19 protein-coding genes and 7 pseudogenes are annotated in these 22,482 nt (G+C 32.5%); 6 read left to right on the plus strand and 20 right to left on the minus strand.

Annotated features, from left to right (window positions below):
• Together ACQKNR_RS25400 and ACQKNR_RS25405 are read right to left on the minus strand one after the other, a co-directional pair.
• A partial coding sequence (locus tag ACQKNR_RS25400; RefSeq protein ID WP_427321751.1) for a lariocidin family lasso peptide occupies window positions 1–82 on the minus strand: 82 nt, incomplete at its 3' end.
• A 473-nt stretch (window positions 83–555) separates the two neighbouring features.
• Window positions 556–1,023 (minus strand): GNAT family N-acetyltransferase, encoded by a 468-nt coding sequence (locus tag ACQKNR_RS25405; protein ID WP_427321718.1) that lies wholly within the window; start codon window positions 1,021–1,023, stop codon window positions 556–558.
• A 255-nt stretch (window positions 1,024–1,278) separates the two neighbouring features.
• Here ACQKNR_RS25405 and ACQKNR_RS25410 point away from each other — a divergent pair, with 255 nt between their 5' ends.
• Together ACQKNR_RS25410 and ACQKNR_RS25415 are read left to right on the plus strand one after the other, a co-directional pair.
• Window positions 1,279–1,776 (plus strand): hypothetical protein, encoded by a 498-nt coding sequence (locus tag ACQKNR_RS25410; RefSeq protein WP_427321720.1) that lies wholly within the window; start codon window positions 1,279–1,281, stop codon window positions 1,774–1,776.
• 508 nt (window positions 1,777–2,284) lie between these two features.
• Window positions 2,285–3,154, plus strand: coding sequence for a hypothetical protein (locus ACQKNR_RS25415; RefSeq protein ID WP_427321722.1), 870 nt, complete (start codon window positions 2,285–2,287; stop codon window positions 3,152–3,154).
• 469 nt (window positions 3,155–3,623) lie between these two features.
• On the opposite strand, the pseudogene ACQKNR_RS25420 reads toward ACQKNR_RS25415, so the two are convergent.
• A pseudogene (locus tag ACQKNR_RS25420) lies at window positions 3,624–3,878 on the minus strand (restriction endonuclease); the annotation flags it as partial.
• A 386-nt stretch (window positions 3,879–4,264) separates the two neighbouring features.
• Window positions 4,265–4,405: a hypothetical protein gene (locus tag ACQKNR_RS25425; protein WP_427321724.1), complete on the minus strand. Its 141-nt coding sequence runs from the start codon at window positions 4,403–4,405 to the stop codon at window positions 4,265–4,267.
• Between the two features lie 371 nt (window positions 4,406–4,776).
• Between ACQKNR_RS25425 and ACQKNR_RS25430 the strand changes: the two genes are divergently transcribed.
• Window positions 4,777–6,195 (plus strand): right-handed parallel beta-helix repeat-containing protein, encoded by a 1,419-nt coding sequence (locus tag ACQKNR_RS25430; RefSeq protein WP_427321726.1) that lies wholly within the window; start codon window positions 4,777–4,779, stop codon window positions 6,193–6,195.
• 147 nt (window positions 6,196–6,342) lie between these two features.
• On the opposite strand, the gene ACQKNR_RS25435 is transcribed toward ACQKNR_RS25430, so the two are convergent.
• The 11 genes and pseudogenes from ACQKNR_RS25435 to ACQKNR_RS25485 form a co-directional block, all read right to left on the minus strand.
• The gene (locus ACQKNR_RS25435; RefSeq protein WP_427321728.1) at window positions 6,343–6,471 is read right to left on the minus strand and encodes a hypothetical protein; all 129 of its coding nucleotides are present in this window, start codon (window positions 6,469–6,471) and stop codon (window positions 6,343–6,345) included.
• On the minus strand, window positions 6,468–7,580 hold the full coding sequence (locus ACQKNR_RS25440) for a tetratricopeptide repeat protein (RefSeq protein ID WP_427321730.1): 1,113 nt from the start codon (window positions 7,578–7,580) through the stop codon (window positions 6,468–6,470). Before ACQKNR_RS25440 ends, ACQKNR_RS25435 begins: the two co-directional genes overlap by 4 nt.
• 454 nt (window positions 7,581–8,034) lie before the next feature.
• A complete protein-coding gene (locus ACQKNR_RS25445) occupies window positions 8,035–8,796 on the minus strand; it encodes a YrpD family protein (RefSeq protein ID WP_427321731.1) in 762 nt (253 codons plus the stop codon).
• A gap of 368 nt (window positions 8,797–9,164) precedes the next feature.
• A pseudogene (locus tag ACQKNR_RS25450) lies at window positions 9,165–9,522 on the minus strand (nuclease-related domain-containing protein); the annotation flags it as partial.
• A gap of 323 nt (window positions 9,523–9,845) precedes the next feature.
• A pseudogene (locus ACQKNR_RS25455) lies at window positions 9,846–10,118 on the minus strand (GNAT family N-acetyltransferase); the annotation flags it as partial.
• A 223-nt stretch (window positions 10,119–10,341) separates the two neighbouring features.
• Window positions 10,342–12,894 carry an ABC transporter permease gene (locus ACQKNR_RS25460; protein ID WP_427321733.1) on the minus strand — a complete coding sequence of 851 codons (2,553 nt, stop codon included), beginning with the start codon at window positions 12,892–12,894 and terminating at the stop codon, window positions 10,342–10,344.
• On the minus strand, window positions 12,885–13,631 hold the full coding sequence (locus tag ACQKNR_RS25465) for an ABC transporter ATP-binding protein (protein WP_427321735.1): 747 nt from the start codon (window positions 13,629–13,631) through the stop codon (window positions 12,885–12,887). Before ACQKNR_RS25465 ends, ACQKNR_RS25460 begins: the two co-directional genes overlap by 10 nt.
• On the minus strand, window positions 13,579–14,820 hold the full coding sequence (locus tag ACQKNR_RS25470; protein ID WP_427321737.1) for a peptidase: 1,242 nt from the start codon (window positions 14,818–14,820) through the stop codon (window positions 13,579–13,581). Before ACQKNR_RS25470 ends, ACQKNR_RS25465 begins: the two co-directional genes overlap by 53 nt.
• Window positions 14,821–14,886: 66 nt before the next feature.
• Window positions 14,887–16,341 (minus strand): radical SAM protein, encoded by a 1,455-nt coding sequence (locus tag ACQKNR_RS25475; protein ID WP_427321739.1) that lies wholly within the window; start codon window positions 16,339–16,341, stop codon window positions 14,887–14,889.
• Window positions 16,342–16,357: 16 nt separating this feature from the next.
• Window positions 16,358–17,686, minus strand: a complete 1,329-nt coding sequence (locus ACQKNR_RS25480) for a radical SAM protein (RefSeq protein ID WP_427321741.1) — start codon at window positions 17,684–17,686, stop codon at window positions 16,358–16,360.
• A gap of 173 nt (window positions 17,687–17,859) precedes the next feature.
• Window positions 17,860–18,024 carry a hypothetical protein gene (locus tag ACQKNR_RS25485; protein WP_000412664.1) on the minus strand — a complete coding sequence of 55 codons (165 nt, stop codon included), beginning with the start codon at window positions 18,022–18,024 and terminating at the stop codon, window positions 17,860–17,862.
• 353 nt (window positions 18,025–18,377) lie between these two features.
• On the opposite strand from ACQKNR_RS25485, the pseudogene ACQKNR_RS25490 reads away from it, so the two are divergent.
• Window positions 18,378–18,541 (plus strand): annotated as a pseudogene (locus ACQKNR_RS25490) (ISNCY family transposase); the annotation flags it as partial.
• Window positions 18,542–18,742: 201 nt separating this feature from the next.
• On the opposite strand, the pseudogene ACQKNR_RS25495 reads toward ACQKNR_RS25490, so the two are convergent.
• The 3 genes and pseudogenes from ACQKNR_RS25495 to ACQKNR_RS25505 all read right to left on the minus strand — a co-directional run.
• Window positions 18,743–19,156 (minus strand): annotated as a pseudogene (locus ACQKNR_RS25495) (HEPN domain-containing protein).
• Window positions 19,143–19,529, minus strand: a complete 387-nt coding sequence (locus ACQKNR_RS25500) for a nucleotidyltransferase domain-containing protein (RefSeq protein WP_427321743.1) — start codon at window positions 19,527–19,529, stop codon at window positions 19,143–19,145. Before ACQKNR_RS25500 ends, ACQKNR_RS25495 begins: the two are co-directional and overlap by 14 nt.
• Before the next feature lie 21 nt (window positions 19,530–19,550).
• Window positions 19,551–19,862: pseudogene (locus ACQKNR_RS25505) on the minus strand (hypothetical protein); the annotation flags it as partial.
• A 458-nt stretch (window positions 19,863–20,320) separates the two neighbouring features.
• Between ACQKNR_RS25505 and ACQKNR_RS25510 the strand changes: the two are divergent.
• Window positions 20,321–20,650, plus strand: coding sequence for a hypothetical protein (locus ACQKNR_RS25510; protein WP_025149417.1), 330 nt, complete (start codon window positions 20,321–20,323; stop codon window positions 20,648–20,650).
• A 259-nt stretch (window positions 20,651–20,909) separates the two neighbouring features.
• The gene (locus ACQKNR_RS25515; protein ID WP_427321745.1) at window positions 20,910–21,401 is read left to right on the plus strand and encodes a hypothetical protein; all 492 of its coding nucleotides are present in this window, start codon (window positions 20,910–20,912) and stop codon (window positions 21,399–21,401) included.
• A 181-nt stretch (window positions 21,402–21,582) separates the two neighbouring features.
• On the opposite strand, the pseudogene ACQKNR_RS25520 reads toward ACQKNR_RS25515, so the two are convergent.
• Together ACQKNR_RS25520 and ACQKNR_RS25525 are read right to left on the minus strand one after the other, a co-directional pair.
• Window positions 21,583–21,780: pseudogene (locus ACQKNR_RS25520) on the minus strand (N-acetylmuramoyl-L-alanine amidase); the annotation flags it as partial.
• Between the two features lie 297 nt (window positions 21,781–22,077).
• Window positions 22,078–22,284 (minus strand): hypothetical protein, encoded by a 207-nt coding sequence (locus ACQKNR_RS25525; protein ID WP_427321747.1) that lies wholly within the window; start codon window positions 22,282–22,284, stop codon window positions 22,078–22,080.
• Between the last annotated feature and the right edge of the window lie 198 nt (window positions 22,285–22,482).

A 22,482-nucleotide genomic window follows, 5' to 3' on the forward strand; every position in this document is an offset into this window, starting at 1 on the left:
CACCTGGTTTACTTTTCTTTGCTAATGTTACTGCCATAAATGACCCATATGCTTTTACTTTCCCTGCTTCTAATTTTCTCATTTTCTTCTCTCCCTCCTTTCCAATTAGTTAAGTTGAAGTCTATACACTAGAAATTAGAATGTAAACCTCTCAAGAAACTACTTTTTTTTACATTTAACATCAAAATTCTACAAATGAATGTATTTTTATTCAGAAAATAATTCAAATTTAATATAAATAAACGCCATTGAGTATATTTATTACTTATCTGAATTATTTGTTTACTATTGATAAAAATGTAAATATATCCTAAAAAATACATTGAAAATCCATTTTTAAATGCAGAATACTTTTATGTAAATATAAGTAATTTATGTAATTGCAATTCCATCCCTTGGCAACTAAGTATGATTTTTGAATAATTTAAATATTCAATCTTATTTTTCTAAATGATGATTTTAAACCTTTACTTTCTTCTAAATAAAAAAAGATGACTATAGTAGCATGAGGCTATTATAGTCATCTTTTTTTCATTAATCTTTCATACTATAAGATTAGCTATTAGATAAAAGGAAAAATTCCTTTTCGAAACCTGTATTCTCCCAAAAATTTAATGCTAATTTATTATCTAAGTCAACATAGACATGAATCAAAGAGACATTTTCTTGATTCAACCAATTGCTCAGATTTTCTACTAAATTTTGAGCAATTTGCTGCCTTCTATATTCTGACTTTACATAGACTTCTTCTATTTGACCATATAACATATCCGTAACAAGATCTTGCTTTATTGAGCCTATTCCATAACCAATTAGATTATCATTTTCATCCATTACTACAAAAACTGCACCATATCTTGATTGAATCAATTCCACTAATTGTTCTTCAATCCCTTTTTTATTACTTTCATCTAATTCACAGTCTGCAGTTTCTATTACATTTAGATTCCATAATTCTATAATTTCTTTAATACTCTCACCATGATCTATTGTTTGATCTAATTTTTTAATACTAATTTCCATTTTATATCCTCCTTTGTAAGTTTCTACTAATATATTGTAATTAATTGTGTGTGGCAAGATAGAAATAATTGATAAAATATAATTTGAATATTAAAACATAGTACTTATAGTTAAATTCTTTCTATATTAAAATATAATTTATTCTCCAGGGAAATTTCTATCTTAGTTTTTAGCTTTTATCCAAATATCAATACCCTTTTTGAGGTTTAAGTTACTGTGATGTATAATTATCAAAAAATCTAAGGAGTTATATATATGGTTAATATAAAAATAATAGCTGAAGTTTTTAGGGTAGGGTTCCAGATTGGTTTATTTTCAAAAACTGAAGTAATTGAGTGGGCAGATCATACAATTGAAACATTAGATAGTCCTTCTATTGAAATTATAGAAGTTTCTTTATCTAGTAATGATAAGTCAGTTGATATTGTATCTAAATTAAAAAACATAAAAGGAACGTATAATAAAAAATTACCCGTAAAAATTATACTGGGACTGCTATGGGAGAAATTTATGATAAATGAAGAAAATGTATTGAAAATAAAACCATTTATATCTAAATTAATACATAATAATTGCTGTGAGGGATTCGATTATGTAGATGAACAGCTGTATAATTTTAATGAAGAAATTAATTTAGCCTCAGATAATATATATGGGAATCTAGAAGATATTAGTCAAGAAATGAAAAGCTTTTTATCTCCCTATAAGGATTTTGGTATGTACTTTCGTTTTGAGGATACTCGAAAATATTAATTTGATGGAAATGGGATTTATATAGAGGTAAAGGGATCTAGTCAAACAGTAAGTAAAAGATTCTTCATTACCTGCATATACCTTAACAACTAAAATATCACCAATCTTCTTAACCACTTCACACTGCTTCAACATTACCTTCCTTTATACATATATTTATGCTATTTCCTATTCAAAAAGAGCTGATTTAACCCAGTAATATATATTCCTGAGTTAAATTTATTATAAAAAGAATCGACATTAAACTATAATAGGACCGCTGAAAGGACGGTAGAGATTACTAACATACCAAAACTTTTCACGATGTTCACCTCAAAACGAAAATAACAACTAATTACACACTTCGGCGCTACTTCAGAATCTTAGATTAATTGACATGCGATATTACCTATAAAAGACCTACTACTCCAACACATTCACAATTTTATATCTCGAAGAAATGGAGTTTCTCTCGTTGATATATATATCCAAATAAATTAAAATATAGATTGCGGAGGGGGTAATTGTTGTGAAAAAAGTTATGGCAGCAGTTTTAGGTTTGTTAATTGTAGCAGGTGGGTGCAGCTCAAAAGTGTATGATGAGCAAGTTAATTCAGGGAAAAAGGCAATAGAAAAAGGTGAATATGCAGATGCTGTTAACTCTTTCGAAAAAGCTGCTAAGGATAAATCAACAGACGAAATTCAGAAATACATTCGATTAGCAAATGATATGAAAGACAGCGCTACTGCATTAAAAGAAGAAAAATACGAAGTGGCAATTGCAAATGCTGAAAAAGTTACGAAAGAAAAAACGGATGATACAATATTCAAATCTGCAAAAGAACAAGCAGATAAAATCATCAAAACGGCTAAGAGTTCTCAAGAACAAACAGAAGCAACAAAGAAAGAAATTCAATCGGGGAAAGATTTATTAAGCCAACAAAAATATGATGAAGCCTATCAAGCTTTCAAAACAATAGCTGATAGAAAAGAATCACCACAACTTGTAAGTGAAGCAACAACATTAATGAATGAAGCAATTACAGCGAAGAAACAACATGAAGATGAACTGGAAAAAGTAAGAAAAGAGAAAACAGAAAAAGAACAAGCTGCGCAAGAAAAGAAAAAAGCGGAACAAGAACAACAAAAAACAAAAGAAGAAACTAAGAAACAACAAGACACAGTCGCAGATACAGGTGAAATAACTGAACACGAAGCTGAAGACCTTGTACGACGACAATTTAATTTTTCATCAGATGTAGTAGTACAATATAATAACGACGATGAGAATGGTAATTTTGTTATCCAAGTGTATGAAGATCATCCCGATCATACGGCTACATTAGGATGGTTTGCTGTAAATCCAAAGACGAAAAAAGTTACTAAAATACAATTATAAAATTGAACAAAGAGAAACATTCGAATAAAAGACTTCTATTACTTTACAGTAAAATAGAGGTCTTTTTCATTACAATGTGAATATTGTCAACTCATGTGCTCCCTCTCCCTTATTATTGTCCCTGATTCCACTTGGTATTTCTCGTGGTCTTGATTTAGGCATATGGCCTGGAAAAAGGAGTTTTGCTTATCTATACAAATTTTATTTGGAAGGTGATTTACCTTACAATATGGAATAACTCAACAGGTGATGATAATGATCATTTTGAAGAGTAACATTGGAGAATTATTAAAAAGCAATGGGTTAAAAGGAAAGTGGATTCCACAGAAATTAAATATAAGCCAACATCAAATGAGTAATTATGTAACTGGTAAGTCTTATCCTCTAGTAGACAAGCATTTGAGTTAGCAAAAATATTCGATTGTAGGGTCAATGACTTATACGAGGTACAAGAAAAAGACCCTGCTGATTAATTACTAGCAAGGTTTAGCACGTATCGAGGTAACGGATGTCCTTCAATAGATTCCATATACATTTCAGCCACTCTCGATCCATTAATTAACTGTACATTTAGTTCTTCAGCATACAGCCTTGCATTTTTCGAAAAGCCACCTGTCGATACAACATAACCACCTTTTGCCCCTCTTTTTGCAATGTTACTATGCACCAGGGCAATTGCTTTATAAGACATGTCGCTACACAAACACTTCACTTGAACAATATATCATATGGAGTTCGATAGCCGAATTCATGCTATCGGTAAAATGATATGTGTCGTCAAGAACAAGACGCTAAAACATATGGACACAACGGTCTGTACCGTATGGTGATAGTACCGTAGCTCACGAACCTAAACGGTCTGTCGTGAGAGTGCTGAAGGCATACCACAATCTTGTACGTCAGCAATACGAGAAATGGACTTCGTCTTTGGTAGCAAGAATCCTACTGACGTTATTCAGCTTTCCCTTTTAGGGGTGGGAGTGTCAAAGCAGCCTTATCAAAATATTTTTGTGAATGTTTTGTGGATGAATTACTCTTCTTTCAAATAAAAGTGTTTTACCCACAAAATAAATAAACCTCAACACGTTGTGCGTCAAGGGTTTGAGACTCTTAGTATAGAGACATATATTGATTACGTTCCCATTTGTGAACTTGTGTGCGGAATATATACAGTTCGCTTTCGCCTCCTAAACGTTCAATCATACTTGGTACTTCTTCAAAATCTATACTTGGATACTTTTTCTTGCTCAATATAAAATACCCTCTTTACTGGCTTTGTTTCGTTCTAGGTACTGTCATCTTGCATGAATTTAGATAAGATTCTATCCTCTCTCATTAATTTACGAAGATAATTGGCATCAAGATTAATTATATTTACAACTACTTTAACCATAATCGTTTTTTGAAGATTGCTTTCCCATCAGCTGATTTGCATACAAAAGGTACGGATTCAATATTAGCGTCTATTAAAGGTTCTAGCACTCCCTTACCTTTTTCGCTAATCATTAGTGTACCAAATCCACCCAGAATCTCGAGTAAATATTTTTATTAGTACAAGATATAAATCGTCAGTTTCAACTATATAGTTGAGAAGGAATGCATTAAAAAGGAGGAGAATAACAATGAAATATCAAGCAATAATTCCATCATTAAAAAAGTCTTGTTTTATCTCAATACTTTCATTAAGTATGTTAATTTTTACACTCCCTGCCCCAGCCTTTGCACAATCCAATAACAATGTTACACCTGGAACTGATTACTATGTATCTCCGGCAGGAAGTGACCTCAACCCTGGCACATTAGATCAACCTTTCGCTACTATTCAAAAAGCTGCTAACGTCGCCAAAGAAGGAAGTACAATCTACATAAGAGGCGGGGTTTATAACCAAAAAGTACATGTAACTCATTCTGGAGCCTCAGGAGCACCAATTACTTTTCAAAATTACCAGGATGAAAAAGTAATTCTCGATGGATCTACAGTCAAGTTAGAGGATGATGGATTATTTACAATAGAGGACAAAAATTATATTCAAGTAAAAGGATTAGAATTTCGCAATTTAAAATCAACAAAAGTTAGTGAAACCCCTATTGGTATTTATATCACCGGATCAGGGAGTTACATTGATATTAGAAATAATTATATCCATCACATTGAAACGAATGTAAGGGATGGAAACGCACACGGTATTGCTGTCTATGGCACTTCATCAAGTGCACAAAATAATTTAAATCATATTGTCATTGATAATAACGAAGTAGCAAATTTGAAATTAGGATTGAGTGAAGCAATTGCTGTGAATGGGAATGTAGATAATTTTGAGGTTACCAATAACAAAGTACATGATAACAACAACATCGGTATTGTTCTTATTGGACATGAAGGAGTGTCTCCAGCAGCTGCTTTAGATCAAGCACGGAATGGAATTGTTCGTAACAATATCGTTCATCACAATTCATCTTTCAATAATACTAGTTATAATGAATATTCAGCTGATGGTATTTACGTGGATGGCGGGAAGGCAATTATCATTGAGCAAAATCAAAGCTATGAAAACGACCTCGGTATTGAAGTAGCTAGCGAACATGCAGGAAAAAGTGCAAGTCAAATTACAGTTAGAGACAATACAATATCCAATAATATAATGAGCGGCATTGCAATTGGTGGATATGACAGTCAGCAAGGATATGCCGAAAATAACACGATTACGAACAATATTATTTATAAAAATGACACAAAAGATCAAGAGAGTGGACAAATCGAATTAAATTACGATACCCGCAACAATGTAATTACCAATAACCACATCTATGCAAGTAATAGCAGTATTTTTATTAGCAATAATTTTAATAAAAACACCGGAAACCAACTTGATTACAATCATTACTATGGTGATTTTGATCAAAGTAATGGTTTGTGGCAATGGAAAAGAAAAACGTATAAAGGATTTTCCTCTTATCAAGCAAGTATGAACCAAGAAGGAAATGAACAACATAGTGACTTTAGCAAATTACCCCCTTCATTCAAACTAATTTTAAAATAAAACAAATCTATTAAAACATCTCTATTCTTACCCAGTATCTCTCCCATATAAAAATTATACAAAATAAAAAGTTGTAGTTTCGTTTTCATTGAAGCTACAACTTTTTATTTTCCAAACTCATTTCAATTAAATTATAACAAGGTGCTTTTAGTGATGATCTCCATCTGCAAATCTTGTAAACTCCGTATTATGTTGTTTTTCTACAGATGTTTGCACACCCAATGTTAAAGTTAATACCGTTATTATTCCCATTAAAATAGTCATTGCTTTTTTCATTTCAAAGCCTCCTTATCAACTGCTTTTTTTCTTGCCTGTGTACTCAAATAAAAATACTTACTAGCATTAGAGTGATTATCTTCTTGATAAAACTTAATCGCTAACTCTTCCATAGACTCTTGCATATACATGTATAACTCTTCTCTCTCAAAATACTCAACTCCTGCTAATACTACTTTTTCAAACTTTTCAGCAGGAACATCTCCATTCAGCGCTTTTAAAATCATAAAACGATGCTGATATTCCTCATGTTTCAATTCATTACAGATTTGCAATCCCTTTTCAATAAGTTCCCCTGCTATATCATGTTCCTTAAGTTTATAATGCTCCTTCGCTTTAACAAGGATAGCTTTATAATGGTTAGGCTTCTTCTCAACCACTTCAGAAAGATAACGAATTGCTAATTCAGAAAGATTTTGACTTGCATATAATAAACCAAAGTTGTGTCTAGCCATTAAAATATAATAGTCTTCATCAATCTTTTGAAATTGATTCATTGCGGCCGCAAAATGTTCTTCAGCTAGTCCCCACTCCTTTAAATGGGTACAAGCCAAACCTAATAGATTTTCACAAAAAGCAATGTTTGTTTCACATCCATTAAATTTACGGTAAATCTCTTGTGCCTTACTAACATACTTAATTGCTAAAAGTCCTTGAAATATATCATAATAAAACGAACCTAATTTGTAATAGAATTCAGCCTTTTCCAATTCATCAGGTATATTCTTCAAAAAAACTTCTGCCTTATCAAAATATTCGCTCGCTTCATTATATTTGCCTGTTACACTCCTATGAATAGCTTTAAAAAAATGATAATAATAAGATAAAAGCTCATCCTCTGGTATTTCGAAAGTCTCTATCTTTTCAAAGCTTTGTTCAGATAAGCTTACATTATCAACTAAATAACTATATCGAAACTCGAGAAGAGAATAATATAGTAGTAACTTCTTAGCTTCTAATGAATCCCATTCATCCTCTTTTAATTCCTGGATCAGACTATCAATTTGCTCTTTCATACGGTGTGCTTTAGAAATGTTTCTTGAACGAATTTCAATATACCAATTATTCAATAACTTTGTAACTTGTTCGCTACCCATAATTACCGACATATAAATCCCCCTCACCCATATTATGTATATCCATTTAATTCTACCAGAATATTCCGTTTATATGGATGACACCTTCAATTCTGACATTTCTAAATAATAGATTGATTATTCTGAATGTTAACTTTACAAAATTAGAATAAATAATCCTCGACTTAGGAATGCACTATCAATGGTTGTATCATTTCGTAGAGAATTTCATATGAAGATAAATTAAATAGATGTTGGAGTTAATTGAAGTAAAAACCATATGAGGGTTTATACGAGGTAATAGGATTTAATTATAATCAATAAAGGCAGAACCTTGGGAGGATTCTGCTTTTATTGATTTTATCTCACATATACATATGCTTGATTAGCAGTGACATAGTATGCTTTGCCTATACTGCTGTGTAATTTGTATTGACAGGTTAAATTCATAATGTAGTAGATAAATATCTAATTAATAATTTAATAACTACTTTTTCTCAATGATATCAATTGATACTTTATTATTATTTGTATAGATCTTTGCAAATTCAGTAGCATTACTAATAGGATTAATAGGCTTGTTATCTATTAAAATATCACTAAATGTAGCTCTATATTGGGTATTTACTTTAATATTTTTCGTTTGACTGTCATCTTTTACTGCAATTGTAGATAACGCTTTCCAATTGTTAACTTTACTAATATTAGTATTCTTGATTTCAGAAATTAATCTTCCTGTATAGCCTTTTCCGTTTGTTCCCCAGTAGGTTGCCCTAGTGTTGCCATTTAAGTTCTTATAAATCGTAAGTTGAACTTCAGTTCCTGGTTTAAAGCCATTCAAGTTCGTAAACTCATCTTTCCCCTCAATATAAATGGGGTATTTATCGTCGCCTACTTTCATATAGGGTTTCCAAACATTATATGTTTCACTATACAAAAATCCAATATCTGATTCCACTGGACCAGAAAAACCAGAATAAATATAAAGTTCACCACCTGTCGCTTTACGTGTTCCATTACTGTTTTTGATTTCTGGTAATGTTACTTTTGTAGTTAAAACTGAACCTGTACTATTTAAGATTGCTCGGCCACCAATCCCTTTTTTAATTGGTTCCGCTTGGAATGCCTTCACGTATGAATGCGCTATCATTTCATCGGCATTTGCTTGAGTTATACCAATCCCCCCCAATCCACTAATTACTATTCCACTTACTAACGCAACACCTATTGTTTTTCTAAATTTTCCCACTACAAATCCCCCTCTTAATTTTATATATTACAATACGAATATAACATACATTTTATCCCATGGGATTATATAACATTTTTATAAAATTTAGACTTATTATTGAGAAAATTCAATCTTTAATCAAGTTTTTTTGTTCAATAAAAATGTTTTATTAACCAAATAGAACCGCATTCAACTAAACTTCTTTAAATAATAAAGTCCATTTCAATTGAAATGGACTTTATTATTTAAGAAAATTTCTAATCGATTTTTCCATCACCAAATTTAGGAATCATTTTTAACTTATAATACTTCATGTTAAGGCAAACAGCTACTACAGAGCTTCCGATAAACCCTATTACAACATAACATGTCTCTTCCTCCGTTTCTTATTGTTTAGCAAACTTATTGTGTAAATATTTCACATGTTTCTTTTCAATAATCTTATTGATAATGTTCGCTCGCAATATAGTTTGATAGATATGTTTGATCTCTTCTTCCGTTCGTTTTACATTGGCATAGGATTCAATACATTTTTTTAGATTGTTATAATATAAAACATGTTCACGTTTAGAGTAAATATTCATTCTATTCAGACCATATTTCAGGGTGGAATGCTACAATAGAGATTCGAGGCAGCTCTTGCTTCACTATCCATTTAATCGCTTTCATATTTTTATAGTTTTGTCGAAATGGATTTTGAAAGGAGTGTTTCTTTCTAAAAATATATTGTATCCACCTTGCTGCCCAAATGATCCTGAAGGTCATAGTAACGTAAAAATCATCTAATTTTTCCGACAGTACCATCAATTCCTAATCCTATTCTCACACTAGCATAGGTAGAAAAATCTCTGCTAGGTCCTAAAGCTTTTTATGTTAAAGATTAATATAAAAAAGAGGACAAGAAAACTCTGACATTACGATTTTCTCCCACTTCTCTACTTATCAAGTAACACAATGCAGGTAGAAAAGTATACATTTCTACTTTTCTACCTGCGCGTAGTTTGCGAAAAATCCTCACCAGAACCACCATTAGCTCATTTACATGATTATCGATATAGGAATTAGTTTTAAGCGTTAGATAATACAAATTCCATTTGCCGACTCTGTGTTTTAAATCCTAGTTTTTCGTAGAATCCTATAGCCTTCTTGTTAAATTCTAAGACATTTAATTCTACACTTGTTGCTTGTATTTCTTTAGCATACTCAAACGCTTTTTGAACTAATATTTCTCCTATTCCTGTTCCTCGACATATTTTACTTACACCAATATTGCGTATAAAGAGAACTTTTCGCTCAACTAACTTTGGATTTTCGGATGGTTCTTTAATAGAAATATCTATTAAATTGGCTCGAAGAGTTCGACGATAAATACGCAGATCATGCAGTAACAGGTACTGTTAAAGGCGCTGGCCAGACAAAGGATATTAGTAAAAAAGATTATCGCATGAAAAATACAGACTGGATTTATATTGCCCCCCCATCAGCTAACTTATGATTTTCAATATGTGAGGAATAGAAAAAGCGTATTTTGACTAGATGATCAAAATACACTTTTTTCTTTCTTTATTTATTTTGTAAAAGGTGTATAGGTTTAGCCGATAATGATTGTTTTGCTGCTATCCATACAACAATTATTGTTGTTATAACAGATAAAAGTATGCCTAAAATGGACCAAGTCATATCTATTTTCATCGGCATTTGGAATAAGAAGCGTAAAGTGATGCCTGAAAAGGCTAGGGCAATTCCAGCGCCAACTAATCCAGCCGATAGGGAGATAATCGTGTTTTCTAATAAGATAGACTTCATCAAATTACTAGAAGACATACCAACTGTTTTCATAATAGCAACATCTCGTGTCTGTTGCATTAAGCGAATGACAACTTGATTTCCAATTGTAAGAACAGCTGTTAAAAATGCGAACAACGCTACAATTGAGAAGAAAGCACTTTGCATTTGAATAATATACTGAAGACTATCGATTGCTGTAGCGGCAATTGAATATGCCATTGCTGAACCAGGAAGTTTTTCATTTAATTCTGTTAATATAGCATTTGTTTTTTTAGGATCACTATCTAAGGAATAAGTAATTCGGCTTGGTTTCCCATATGTAGCTAATGTTTCAGTTGGAATACGGATGCCAACGGTTTTAACTACACCAGATTTAAAGAAACCTATAATTTCGCAGTTTACTAATTCATTTCCAATTTGAATGTCAACTGTATCACCGACTTTTACACCTAATTTCTTATAGCTGTCCAAAAGAATTGCTTTTTTCCCCTTTGCATCCGATAGAGCTAAATCACGCCCTTCAGATATCATATAGGATCTAGAGTTAAGAGGGGTATCTACCCCTTCTATTGAAATTTTAGTTGAGCTAAAAAATTTATCATCTTTTATATTTTTCATGAATATAGATGCTGCGTCCACCCCGTTAATATTTTGGAGTCTTCCATCTAATTGATAACCTTTTTTCGATCCTTTTATGTCCTTAATAGATTGTAGCTGCTTTTCAACGTTCCCTTCGTCATGAATGGAACTTGTAATAAGGATATTTCCCATTGCCTCTCTTTCCAATTGACCTTGAACTGACTCAATTAAATTGTCTGCAAATACATGACTAGAGACAACAGAAACAACACCAATAGTTAAGGTAACTGCCAATAAACCATTTCGTTTACTTGTAGTAGCCATGTTGTGTAAAGCAAGAAAGAGGCTTTGTGGCATTATGCTTTTCATGGCGCCAATTAATCTGAATAATAAAGAATATATAAACCCTATAAATCGGACAAAAGTAAAAATAAATAACAGAACTGCAGTTGTAAGTAAAAGAGCAAGAAACCACTTAAAGACTGCGTTGTCATTTGTATTTGTTGTGAAAGCTATATTGTAAACATAAATAGAAAGAATGCCACAAGTAAATATAAAAAGTTGAAATTTCTTTTTAAATGGTAAAGCATAATTCACACTTGTGTTCTCAGTATCACGTAACATTTGAAGTGGTGATACACGCATTCCACTTTTTACTGGTATCCAAGAAGCTAAGAAGGTTACAATTAATCCCACAATAATTGTTGTAAAAATTACGGACCATGAAATTCCCCAATGTAGCGGTAGTGAAAGCACGTCTGCTAGATAGGACGTCAGCCAAACACTAGCTAATAAGCCGAGTACAATCCCACCAACTGTTCCGAGAATCGCTAGCCATAATGCTTCTAATAGAAAATATCGAATAATATATTTAGTTTTCATTCCTACGGACTTCATAACAGCGATATCATGCGTACGTGAAGCAATAATGACTTTCATTGTATTAGAAGTAGTAATAGCGGCAATTCCAAGAGCTAATATACTGAAAAGCTGAAGAAATGGTAACAACATCCGTAAATCTTTCTGTTTCTCTAGCTCTTTATCCTGAACATCTATTACACTACTTTGTGGTAATTGTTTTTGAATATTCTTTTTAAAAGAAGAGATATTAACATTTTCATTTAATAAGATTAATGCTTCATTAATTGTGCCTGCAGGTACATTTAAGAGCTGCTGTGCTTGATCTAAATGTAAATAGGCAGTTCCAAAAATCGAAGCATCGCCATAGGATTCTTGGACACCTTCTACTAAACCACTAATTTTATAAGAGGTCATTGCCCCAGTAGAACGGTTAGGAATCTCAACTCTATCTCCTACTTTGACTTGCAAACGGTCAGCTGTATTTTTGGAGAGTAGTAGTTCATCTTTATGTAAAGTACGAATATTAGGAAACAGATTATCACCAAAGAAAGGATAGTGGTTCGTTTCAATTCCCTTTACAATTAAACTTGTTGTTTTCCGATCAGATTTGACCATACTTTGACCTAATAAAGAAGTTGTGAGCGCTTTCTGTTCTTCTTTAGGAATGGAAGAAATAAGAGTTTCGCGATCCATCGGTTTTAAATAGGATTGAACTGACACATCCCCTCCTAAAAGAATTTTAGAGGATTCGTGAATAGATCGCGGAACCAGCTCTACCAACATAGACATAGAAAAGAAACTAGCTACTCCTATTAAAATACTGAACACAGTAAAAAAAGTTCTTAAACGATTACGTGCTAAACTACGTAGTGCAGATTTTAGTAGCATGGTGTTATGCCACCTTCTTGCTCACTAGATTTTGTATGGTCGTTAAAGGTTTCTTGAACGAGGAGGCCATCTTCCATTTTTAAAACACGATCTGAAAGTTTTGCCACATGCGTATCATGTGTAGCAATAATAAACGTCATCTGGAGTTGGTCACGTAGTTGAAAAATTAAGTCCAAAATATTTTTTCCTGTTTTGGAATCTAAGTTCCCAGTTGGTTCATCAGCAATAACAATGGCTGGATTATTTACTAATGCACGAGCAATTGCTACACGCTGCTGTTGACCTCCAGATAGCTGGCTTGGTAAATGATGATATCGTTCTTTCATCCCAACAAGGTCCAACATTTCCCTAGACTTTGTTATCATTTCTTTTTGGCTTCTTACTCCAGCGCACATAAGTGCCATCATAACATTTTCTTGAGCGGTCATTGTTGTGACTAAATTATACGATTGAAAAACAAAACCAATCTTTTTTGCACGGAAATCAGCTAGCTTTTCTTCTGACATGGAGGTAATATCTTGTCGTTCAATAATAATACGTCCTTCGGTAGGGGTATCCAATGATCCCAGTATTCCAAGTAGTGTGGATTTTCCGCTTCCACTAGGACCAATAATACTAACAATCTCTCCAGAATAAAATTTAGTGCTAAGCCCTTTTAAAATTTGAATTGTTCCTGCTTCAGTTTCATAAGCTTTCTTGATTTTTTCTACTTGAAGGATGGTTTGTTTGTTTATCATCCTTTTCCCTCCCGGCCCTTTTAAATTTTAATGTAAAGACAACTATTGTTCTAATTAAAACTATAATTATTACAATAATGGCACCTTTTGCATTTCCCCATGTGAACGAATCTAGCGATGTGAATAAATAGATGGTATATCGAAGAATGAACCAGATAGCAGTGATGACTGAACAAAAATATATACTAGCATATGTAAGAAATGCTATTTTATAGTGCCTGTTCATCCTCTTAATTGTATCATTAAATTGCTTTCGATAATCAGGCTTGAAAAAAAAGTATCCCAGGAGACCACTTTTCACCAATTGGAAGGTTCTAGTATGCAAGTTTGCAATTCCTAGAATGTCAGTAAGAACCCAAAAACCGTCATATTGTAAAAATGGATATAAGTTATATAGAACTGTAATGAGTATGAATTGATTTGCTACAAAAAATTCCTGGAATCCTGAAATAAAATAACACAACTCAAATAATATAAATATCCATAATTCAAAGTAAATTCCGCCCAGGTCAATAACTACTCTTTGTCGTCTAGGCAATCGCCAGGTATCACTTAAATCAACAAATAAAACAGGCCGCATCATATAAAGACCCATTCCGACGTCTTTAGGTTGTATTTTATATCGATAAGCAGCAACTATATGACCAAGTTCATGGATAATCATGGAAAATAATAGCAGTAAAATTGCAATAGTAAATTTATAAACGGATCCAAATGTGTTTGATATATTTTCAGTATTAGCCTGAAAAAAATAATGTATTAGACTTATACTGAAGAAAATACTAAATAAAACAAATACGCCCCGAGAGAATAAGAATTCGAAATATTTGGATGCCTTTTTTAAGTGAGAAGCGTGGAATATTGCTATTCTAAATGTAATTGCAGAGTGATGAGATGCTTTTTTTTCAGAACCAACTAAAACCCCTTTTGGTAATAGATGTTCATTTATCAGTTCTGTTAACTCATTTATAGTAATATTGCCATCGTGATTCGTTTGTACCATTGTACATATATCCCCTATGGATGTGGTTCCATCCATATAATTGAATAAATTTCTCAGTGATTCAGTGACTTTTAATTGTAATCCGTTATCAAATTTTATTAAATAACGAGGCCCCTCCTCCCAAACATCCATATTATAAACTTCGTATGGAATTAACTTTGGAAAGATATTTTGCGATGCTGTCAAATTGATCACATCCTTTAAGAGAAAGTAACCCCACAATGGTGAAGGTATTTGTGGAGTTATATCTTTTTATTTAATTAGTTCTAAAAAGGCAGTTTCATTTTTCTTAATATAAGTCGAAATGGTTTGATGTGAATCATTACAGTAAGGTTTATTAATGGCACCATTTCGCATTAAATTAGCATAAGCACATCCTCCACCACAAAATAGTGAGATACTACAACTACTACACTGTTCGGAGTCAGTAATATCTTGATCCCAAATAGCATGCTTATCAGCATCTAAATTGTATTCAGGAAAAAAGGAACCCACTGCAGTTTCTGGCTTACCTACGGCCTCAGGACAAGCGTATATTAAACCTTCTGCACCAAATGCATAGAAACGGTGTTCTCTCGCACTACATTCTTTAAAATAAGGTAAACTATGCATGACAGAAGAGCAGGAATCAAGTTCACTTACCTTCTCCCAGTCAAAAGTTCGTATGGCTTGACGGATTCTAGAAGTACGAATGTTAAGGTCTGTACCCAGTTTTGCGTTAAATTTATCCATAAATTCTTCTAAATCTCCGAAAATATTATAAATTTCGGCGAGTAATTCATGCTCTGGAAGGTGATTTGGTAGATTATCTCCGTAATGATCAGTAACAGGAGATACCTGCCAACCAAAATTAGGATAAGTATTCCAATGTTGATCTTCGATAAAGGTTGCTAATTCTTTTACATATGCAAGATTATCTTTATTCACATTAGTACGTAAGCCTACTGCGAAACCACGCTCTAATGCCAGTGAAATATTAGCAGCAATTCGATCGAATGTTCCTGTGCCACCAGCTGTAATACGTCGTTGATCATGAATATGTTTCGGTCCATCAATAGAAATTTGAAAATAATCCCAGTTCTCTTTGTAAGGCTCTAGAAAATCTAAGAATTCATGCAAGAATGTACCATTTGTAATGGCGTACATACGAAAACCGTATTCTTCTATTCCACGTTTAACAACTTGTTCAACTGTCTTTCGAGTTGTTGGAAGCAATGGTTCACCACCATATAACATCATGCGGTGGGTTGCATTCTCAAATCGACCACGTTCATTCTCCATAGACAAAATGTTATCAACTGCTTGGAACATTTTGTCTACTTCAGCAGGGGTTAAAGCATGTGAAATTTTATGTATTTCATGACCTTGGTAACAATAAGGACATCTAAGGTTACACATATATGTTGTGCATACGTTGAATGTAACTCCGGAATTACTATTTGCTAAAGATTCAGTCATCCGATCACGAATAATAGTAAGTTTATTTAATTCTTCATCACGGTCATTAAAAAGATAGCCACGTTTTGTTAAAAATGAGAGAAGTTCTTCTAATTCAGGATAAAGAGTTAATTTTTTATTACGCTTAATATCATCTAATACTTTTTTTATGTCTGTATTAATTACATCGAGTGCGCCACTTAGTGAATTGATTAGAACGTAATTTCCATCAGATAATTTATATGTTGAATTATAGGTACTTGCTATCATAGCTTAGTTCCTCTCCTTATATTGAAATCTCTTCTTTAATAGTTTTTAAATATTCGAAAACCTGTTTATCTGTTTGTGGACAGTTTGGTTGATTCAAGTTCCCATGAACTATAAGAGCTTCAGCAGCACACCCTCCTCCACATATAGGTGATGAGGCACAAGATTTACATTGTGGAATGGTAAAGGAATTGAATTGTTTCCACTTTTCCCACTTCCAATCTTGGCGAGAGAATTTAGGGAAATAATCGCCGATTTTGAACTCTGATCTTCCAACTAAATCAGGACAAGCATATATATGGTTATCAGGTCCAAATACAACTCGTTTCCCTTCAGCAGACTCACAATAGACTATATTGGGAACAACCATTTCAATTTTATTTTTTAATTCTGAATCTAACTGCATAATTGGTTTAAAGAAACGGTACATATCAGCTCCGAAGTTAAGAGATTTTTGTTTTTCTAATTTTTCAAAATCAGGAATATTTTTTTGTAATTTTTTTACGATTTCATAACCCTTCATTAAATCTTCTCCTAAGCCTTTACATGTATGATCTGTGACAGGCGAAAAAGAAATTGAGAAATTTTCATTTTCAAATAACTTGTTTTTTTTGTAATAGTCTACAAGAAGTGGAACATAATCAATATTTGTTTGGTCTATATTGACTCTTACAATGGTACGAATACCATGATTAAGTGAATCACAAATACCTTTTTGAATTTGATCAAATGTACCTTGACCTCCCGTCATAATACGTCGTTGATCATGAATATTCTTCGGTCCATCAACTGTAACCATAATACTCAGTCGATCACGGTAGTTTTGGAAAATCTCTACAAAAGAAGAAAGGTGATAGCCATTTGTATTGCAACCAATTTTGAAGTTACGCTTAACAGCTTCTTCACAGATTTGTTTGACTATTTTTTTGGTAAAAGGAAGGAGTGGTTCGCCTCCAAAAAGGTTAATCATACCGATTTTATAACCACTTTCTTTATGAAAGATGTCTATGGCTTGCATAACTGCTTGGAGTTGTTCTTCGGTTAAAGCTGTTATTTTCTCATGAAGGCTATGGCTTTCAAAACAATATGGGCAACGAAAGTTACATGTATATGTAGGGCAAATAACATACTGCATTTCATTTCCAGCGTCCACAATATTTTTAGCCTGCCATAGTCTATGGTCCCGATCCTCCGTGTTCTTAAATACGTAACCTCTATCAATTAAAATTTTAGTAGCATCTTTCTCTTCGTTAGTTAAATTTTTATAATCTCTATATGACAATGTATCGATGAAATTAATTAAGTCATGAGAAAAAAAATCTACAGCACCAGTTAAGGTATTAATCATTAGAACTTCCTCGTTTAAAGGATATCGTAAATGATACTTGTTAATAATCATCAAATCACCCTTGTATAATTATTTTCTGTTCTTGCTAGGCAAGAACAGAAAATAATGAATTTAGTAACTAAGTTTATTAAAAGGTATAAGTATTTCGAGTGTTTATTTACTGTAAGTATAAATTAGATTTGGAAGCAACAATTAAAGCAGCAATTATCACAACAAATTGAGCAGTTGAAGCATTTCATTTCATCCCTGTTTTCAAGTGTTTCCATTTGATCAGCTAACTTTGTCCAAAGCTGTTCATTGTCATTAACTGAACGGATTTTAAAAGATTTTTTTTCCATTTTTAAATCCCCCTCTTTTATAGTTGCTTAGTTTTCATATAAAATAAAATGAAAGTGGATTCTGATATAAAATAGCTTTATGAAAATAAGTTGATAAACATTGAAAATTACTTTGCTATACCAGGAAACTTCCATTATTTGGAGCCGGCTCAATAATTATAATAAATGGAAGCATATGTAATTAGCAACTTCAAAATTCTGAATATTTCGTGACAGATTTTTCAGATATTAAAGTATAGAAATGGTGTTATAAAGCTCACAAACATTCAAAAATACATGCATAAAGAAATTCGTTCTCCTGAAAGAATAAGAGTAACCTGAACTATCTACAGAAGGGACGGATTGTACGATAACCTTTTTTTCGTGAGTTTTGTGGTTTATCTTTTGTGCCTCATATTTCTACTTTTTCACGTGTAGGTGCTTGGTTTCGAGAAGAAGGCATTCCTCTGCTTCACGAACAGGTACTAAAAGAAATGCATCGTGATTGATTCCTTGTGCTTTAATTGAAAGTACCGCCACTGTAACCTACAAAACAACAATTGTGTGATAATTATATTTTTTTCATTTCCTCTTTAATCTCTTGATAAATATCCATCATTATATTGTTATCCCCATAGCAAAGTATCATTTCATTCTACTATGAAGCATTCCTCCTCTTTTTTAGATAGAAAAAGAGAGTCCCTTTATAGGCACTCTCTTTTATGTATATCCTCTATTTTTAATCGATTACGATTTCATGTATATTTAGCATGTTTAACTTTTCTTTATAAAAACTCAGTACTTTTTGAGCATGTTATATAGTTATTAATCCATCTTGAACAGTAAGTGATTCAAAATACGGATAACGAATATCTGTAGCATAACCATTTAGCTGCACGCACTGTTCTAAAATCAATGAGAATTCCTCATCTAATTTCCGACACGATTTGTGCAGCATTAAAAGGTTATGAGTTTTTGGGACTGTTCTACCGTTTAGTGCAAGAAATCCTTTTAGAAGTTTCTCCACACATTGTTGACTATGATAACAAATAATTGCAGTAGGGAAAGGTTTCATATGAGATAAGTAACTAGCAGAATCTAAATCGGATTTTGCAATAAATACCCACTCTTTTAGATCCTCAGTATTTCTCATATAGGACCTTCCCTTCTAGTGCAATCTTATGTTCCATAGTTACGGTACGACTAGCACGTTCTAGAAACTCTTCTGGCCCATACACTAAAATATCAACTGGTGTTTCCATAACATCGTAAATACCCCAATTGATACGATTAATGACTTCCCTTTTTCTTGCTCCTACACCTTCTACAACAATACAGAAATCAAAATCACTGTCTTCATTTGGTGTGCCATATGCATGAGAGCCAAAAAGGATGATTTTTTGGACAGAAGACACAGTTTCACGAATCTTTTGAACCAATAGGTCCAATTCCCTTTGTACTTCTTCGTTAATCCGAATCACTCCTCGGATAAAGTAATTATATTGACGTTTAAGTATATTATACATGCGTTGCTCTTCTCCTTGCTATTACATATTTATTTTTATATTGTTCTCTTGTTTCCCAACGTTCTGCAATGCTTGATAACATTCGTATACCTGCTTAAAATCCTGTAAGAATCCATCATCAGAGATACTATGAAATCCTTTGAAGTTCTTTCTACACCAATATAAGAGATCAGATTCATCCTTAGCTAAAAAAGAATCTGGATTGAAATGAATCAATGCCTCTGCTATACAAGCCAGAAGCAATGGTATCATTTCAGCATCCTCTTTTGATAAATCCAGTACAGATACAACGGTATACTGCTTATATTGATAGTATTGTGGCGGTACCCCACATCCATCAACTTGAGGGCTTTATAATGCCCCTAAAACAAAAAAATTACGCATTTTCACCTGAAGATGCCCATTTTCTCATTTTGGGGTATTTGCTTTTCTTAGCTTGATTGGCATGGGGTACCGCCAGCATTTTGGAAAAAAACAGGCTAAGCAAAAAATACAATAAGCTGTCCATATATATGAACAGCTTATTTACATAATTATCGAAAGTGGAAGTAGTTTTAAGCATTAGGTAATATAAATTTCATTTGCTGGCTCTTATTTTCGGCGGGTTTTTAGCTTTCGCCATGCTGAACCGCCAGTTAGCGAAAGGCAAGGCGATGAATACATTTACAAAATGACAAAACTGTAAGAATACACGAATGTTTGTAAGAAAGTTCGATGTTTTCCTTTTTCTTTTTTTATTATAGTGAAAAAGAAGAACGAAATATTCTCTTATGTAGGAAAGGAAGATAATAATGATTGATCTATTAAATAAATGGATGTTAGAAAGTACAGGCAATTTCAATATCGTTGTAGGACTTACAGCACTTCTATTTTTGGGTTCAGTAATTGCACTTATTATTATTTACAAAAAAATTGGTAAACCAGATGAAAGAACAAATGGTATTTATTTTAAAATTATTTCTTGTATGTTTTCTACTCAAATTCTAATGAATTGCATATTTATTTCTTTAGTTGGTAAAGATATCGAGAATTTCCGTCAAATCTTTATATTATTTGAAGCCCTGGTAATCTTCGTTGGAGCTATTTATTCGTTTAAATTATATAGACAGGAATATAAATAATTCACTTATAAGAAACAATAAAAAACTGCACCCCAATTGTTAGACGGTGTCTAACAATTGGGGTGCAGTTCATTTTATGCATTACTGTTTTTTTGATCTAAAGACATCATTTTAGGGTATTTTGTTTTTTTAGCTTGATAGTAATGTAAATGAATCTCAGGTTTAAAAATCCCTGTAGTTAATACCTACTAGCAATACCCTTTTTGAGGTTTAGGTTACTGTGATGTATAATTATCAAAAATTCTAAGGAGTTATATATGTGGTTAATATAAAAGTAATAGCTGAGGTTTTGAGGATAGGGTTACAAATTGATTTATTTTCAAAAACTGAAGTAATCGAGTGGGCTGATCATACAATTGAAACATTAGATAGTCCTTCTATTGAAATTATAGAAGTTTCTTTATCCAGTAATGATAAGTTAGTAGATATTGTATCTAAATTAAAAAACATAAAAGGAACGTATGATAAAAAATTACCCGTAAAAATTATACTGGGACTGTTATGGGAGAAATTTATGATAAATGAAGAAAATGTATTGAAAATAAAACCATTTATATCTAATTTGATACATAATAATTGCTGTGCGGGATTCGGTCATGTAGATGAACAGCTGTATAATTTTAATGAGGAAATTAATTTAGTCGCAGATAATATATATGGGAATCTAGAAGATATTAGTCAAGAAATAAAAAGCTTTTTATCTCCCTATAAAGATTTTTGTCACTTTACCTATAAGTTGGCCGTAAACTAAAAAAAGCATAAGTTGACCGTTTTGGCCATCTTATGCTTCTTGTTACAATTTTGGGTATGTTCTTTCGTTTTGAGGATACTCAAATATATTAATTTAATAGTAATAGGATTTCCGCTAGATACTGTAAATCCATTACAAACAATAAAGGCAGAACCTTTCAAGGATTCTGCTTTTATTGTTCTTATCTCACATATACATATGTTTGATTAGCAGTAACATAGTATGTTTTACCTTTACTGTTGTGTACTTTATATTGATACAAACCATCTACACTTACTTTTGCATCAATAGTAAATCCTAAACCAGTGTCTACTACGCCGGCAACATCCTTATCCTGCCACGACGGAGATTCATAGAAACGTAAATTGTTTATTTTAGTGTAGCTTTGGAATAATGTTTGATCAAGTTAATACTAATGACCTTGATAATCGAACAAAAAGAAAGAGCGTGTTTGGAAGAAAGATTGATCAAAACACGCTCTTAATATATTCAATTGAATCATTCTTTTAAAAAATTGTTTGATCATTTCTTAGATCCATCCTACATTAAAGTGCCCGTTTGTAGATAAAAAGTTAGTATATATTTCTTGTTTTTCTTGGATATGAGCAGCCGGTTTGCTTAAAATGGAAATGTGATCATAATTAGTTATTCAAGTTTTTAAAGATCAATAGCGAACTTATATATTTCGAACCAAAGATATACAAAGGTTCGAGAATTTTTCCACTTCCTCAAAGTTGGGTAAATGTGCAGATTTCTCAAACCATACGATTTTTTTATGTGGAGCACTTAATTTTACATAATACTCTTCAACTAATTCAGACGGTACAGTGTAATCCATACGTCCACAACAAAAATAAACAGGAACATTTATCATTTTAGCCAAGAAGACTCCTTCCTCAAGGAACGCGAAGTGAGTAGGTGGGAGATGAATTGGCTTCGGACAAGGGATGGCAGGAAGCCATCTCAATTGTTCGACATACATAAACTGTTACTTCACTACCCACCGAATGTATGTTTGTTGTATAATAGAACCATATCGAAATGGGAGTGAAACGAATGATGATTAATAAAGCATTTAAAT

Source organism: Bacillus sp. NPDC094077 (genome assembly GCF_050279465.1).
In the GTDB taxonomy this organism is placed as follows: Bacteria; Bacillota; Bacilli; order Bacillales; family Bacillaceae_G; genus Bacillus_A.

Excerpts from the sequence above, each read along its gene's own strand:
- ACQKNR_RS25405 (WP_427321718.1), bottom strand. The coding sequence starts at position 1,023 with ATGGAAATTAGTATTAAAAAATTAGATCAAACAATAGATCATGGTGAG.
- ACQKNR_RS25410 (WP_427321720.1), top strand. The coding sequence starts at position 1,279 with ATGGTTAATATAAAAATAATAGCTGAAGTTTTTAGGGTAGGGTTCCAG.
- ACQKNR_RS25430 (WP_427321726.1), top strand. The coding sequence starts at position 4,777 with ATGAAATATCAAGCAATAATTCCATCATTAAAAAAGTCTTGTTTTATC.
- ACQKNR_RS25435 (WP_427321728.1), bottom strand. The coding sequence starts at position 6,471 with ATGAAAAAAGCAATGACTATTTTAATGGGAATAATAACGGTATTAACT.
- ACQKNR_RS25440 (WP_427321730.1), bottom strand. The coding sequence starts at position 7,580 with ATGTCGGTAATTATGGGTAGCGAACAAGTTACAAAGTTATTGAATAAT.
- ACQKNR_RS25460 (WP_427321733.1), bottom strand. The coding sequence starts at position 12,894 with ATGCTACTAAAATCTGCACTACGTAGTTTAGCACGTAATCGTTTAAGA.
- ACQKNR_RS25465 (WP_427321735.1), bottom strand. The coding sequence starts at position 13,631 with ATGATAAACAAACAAACCATCCTTCAAGTAGAAAAAATCAAGAAAGCT.
- ACQKNR_RS25475 (WP_427321739.1), bottom strand. The coding sequence starts at position 16,341 with ATGATAGCAAGTACCTATAATTCAACATATAAATTATCTGATGGAAAT.
- ACQKNR_RS25480 (WP_427321741.1), bottom strand. The coding sequence starts at position 17,686 with ATGATTAATACCTTAACTGGTGCTGTAGATTTTTTTTCTCATGACTTA.
- ACQKNR_RS25485 (WP_000412664.1), bottom strand. The coding sequence starts at position 18,024 with ATGGAAAAAAAATCTTTTAAAATCCGTTCAGTTAATGACAATGAACAG.
- ACQKNR_RS25500 (WP_427321743.1), bottom strand. The coding sequence starts at position 19,529 with ATGTATAATATACTTAAACGTCAATATAATTACTTTATCCGAGGAGTG.
- ACQKNR_RS25510 (WP_025149417.1), top strand. The coding sequence starts at position 20,321 with ATGATTGATCTATTAAATAAATGGATGTTAGAAAGTACAGGCAATTTC.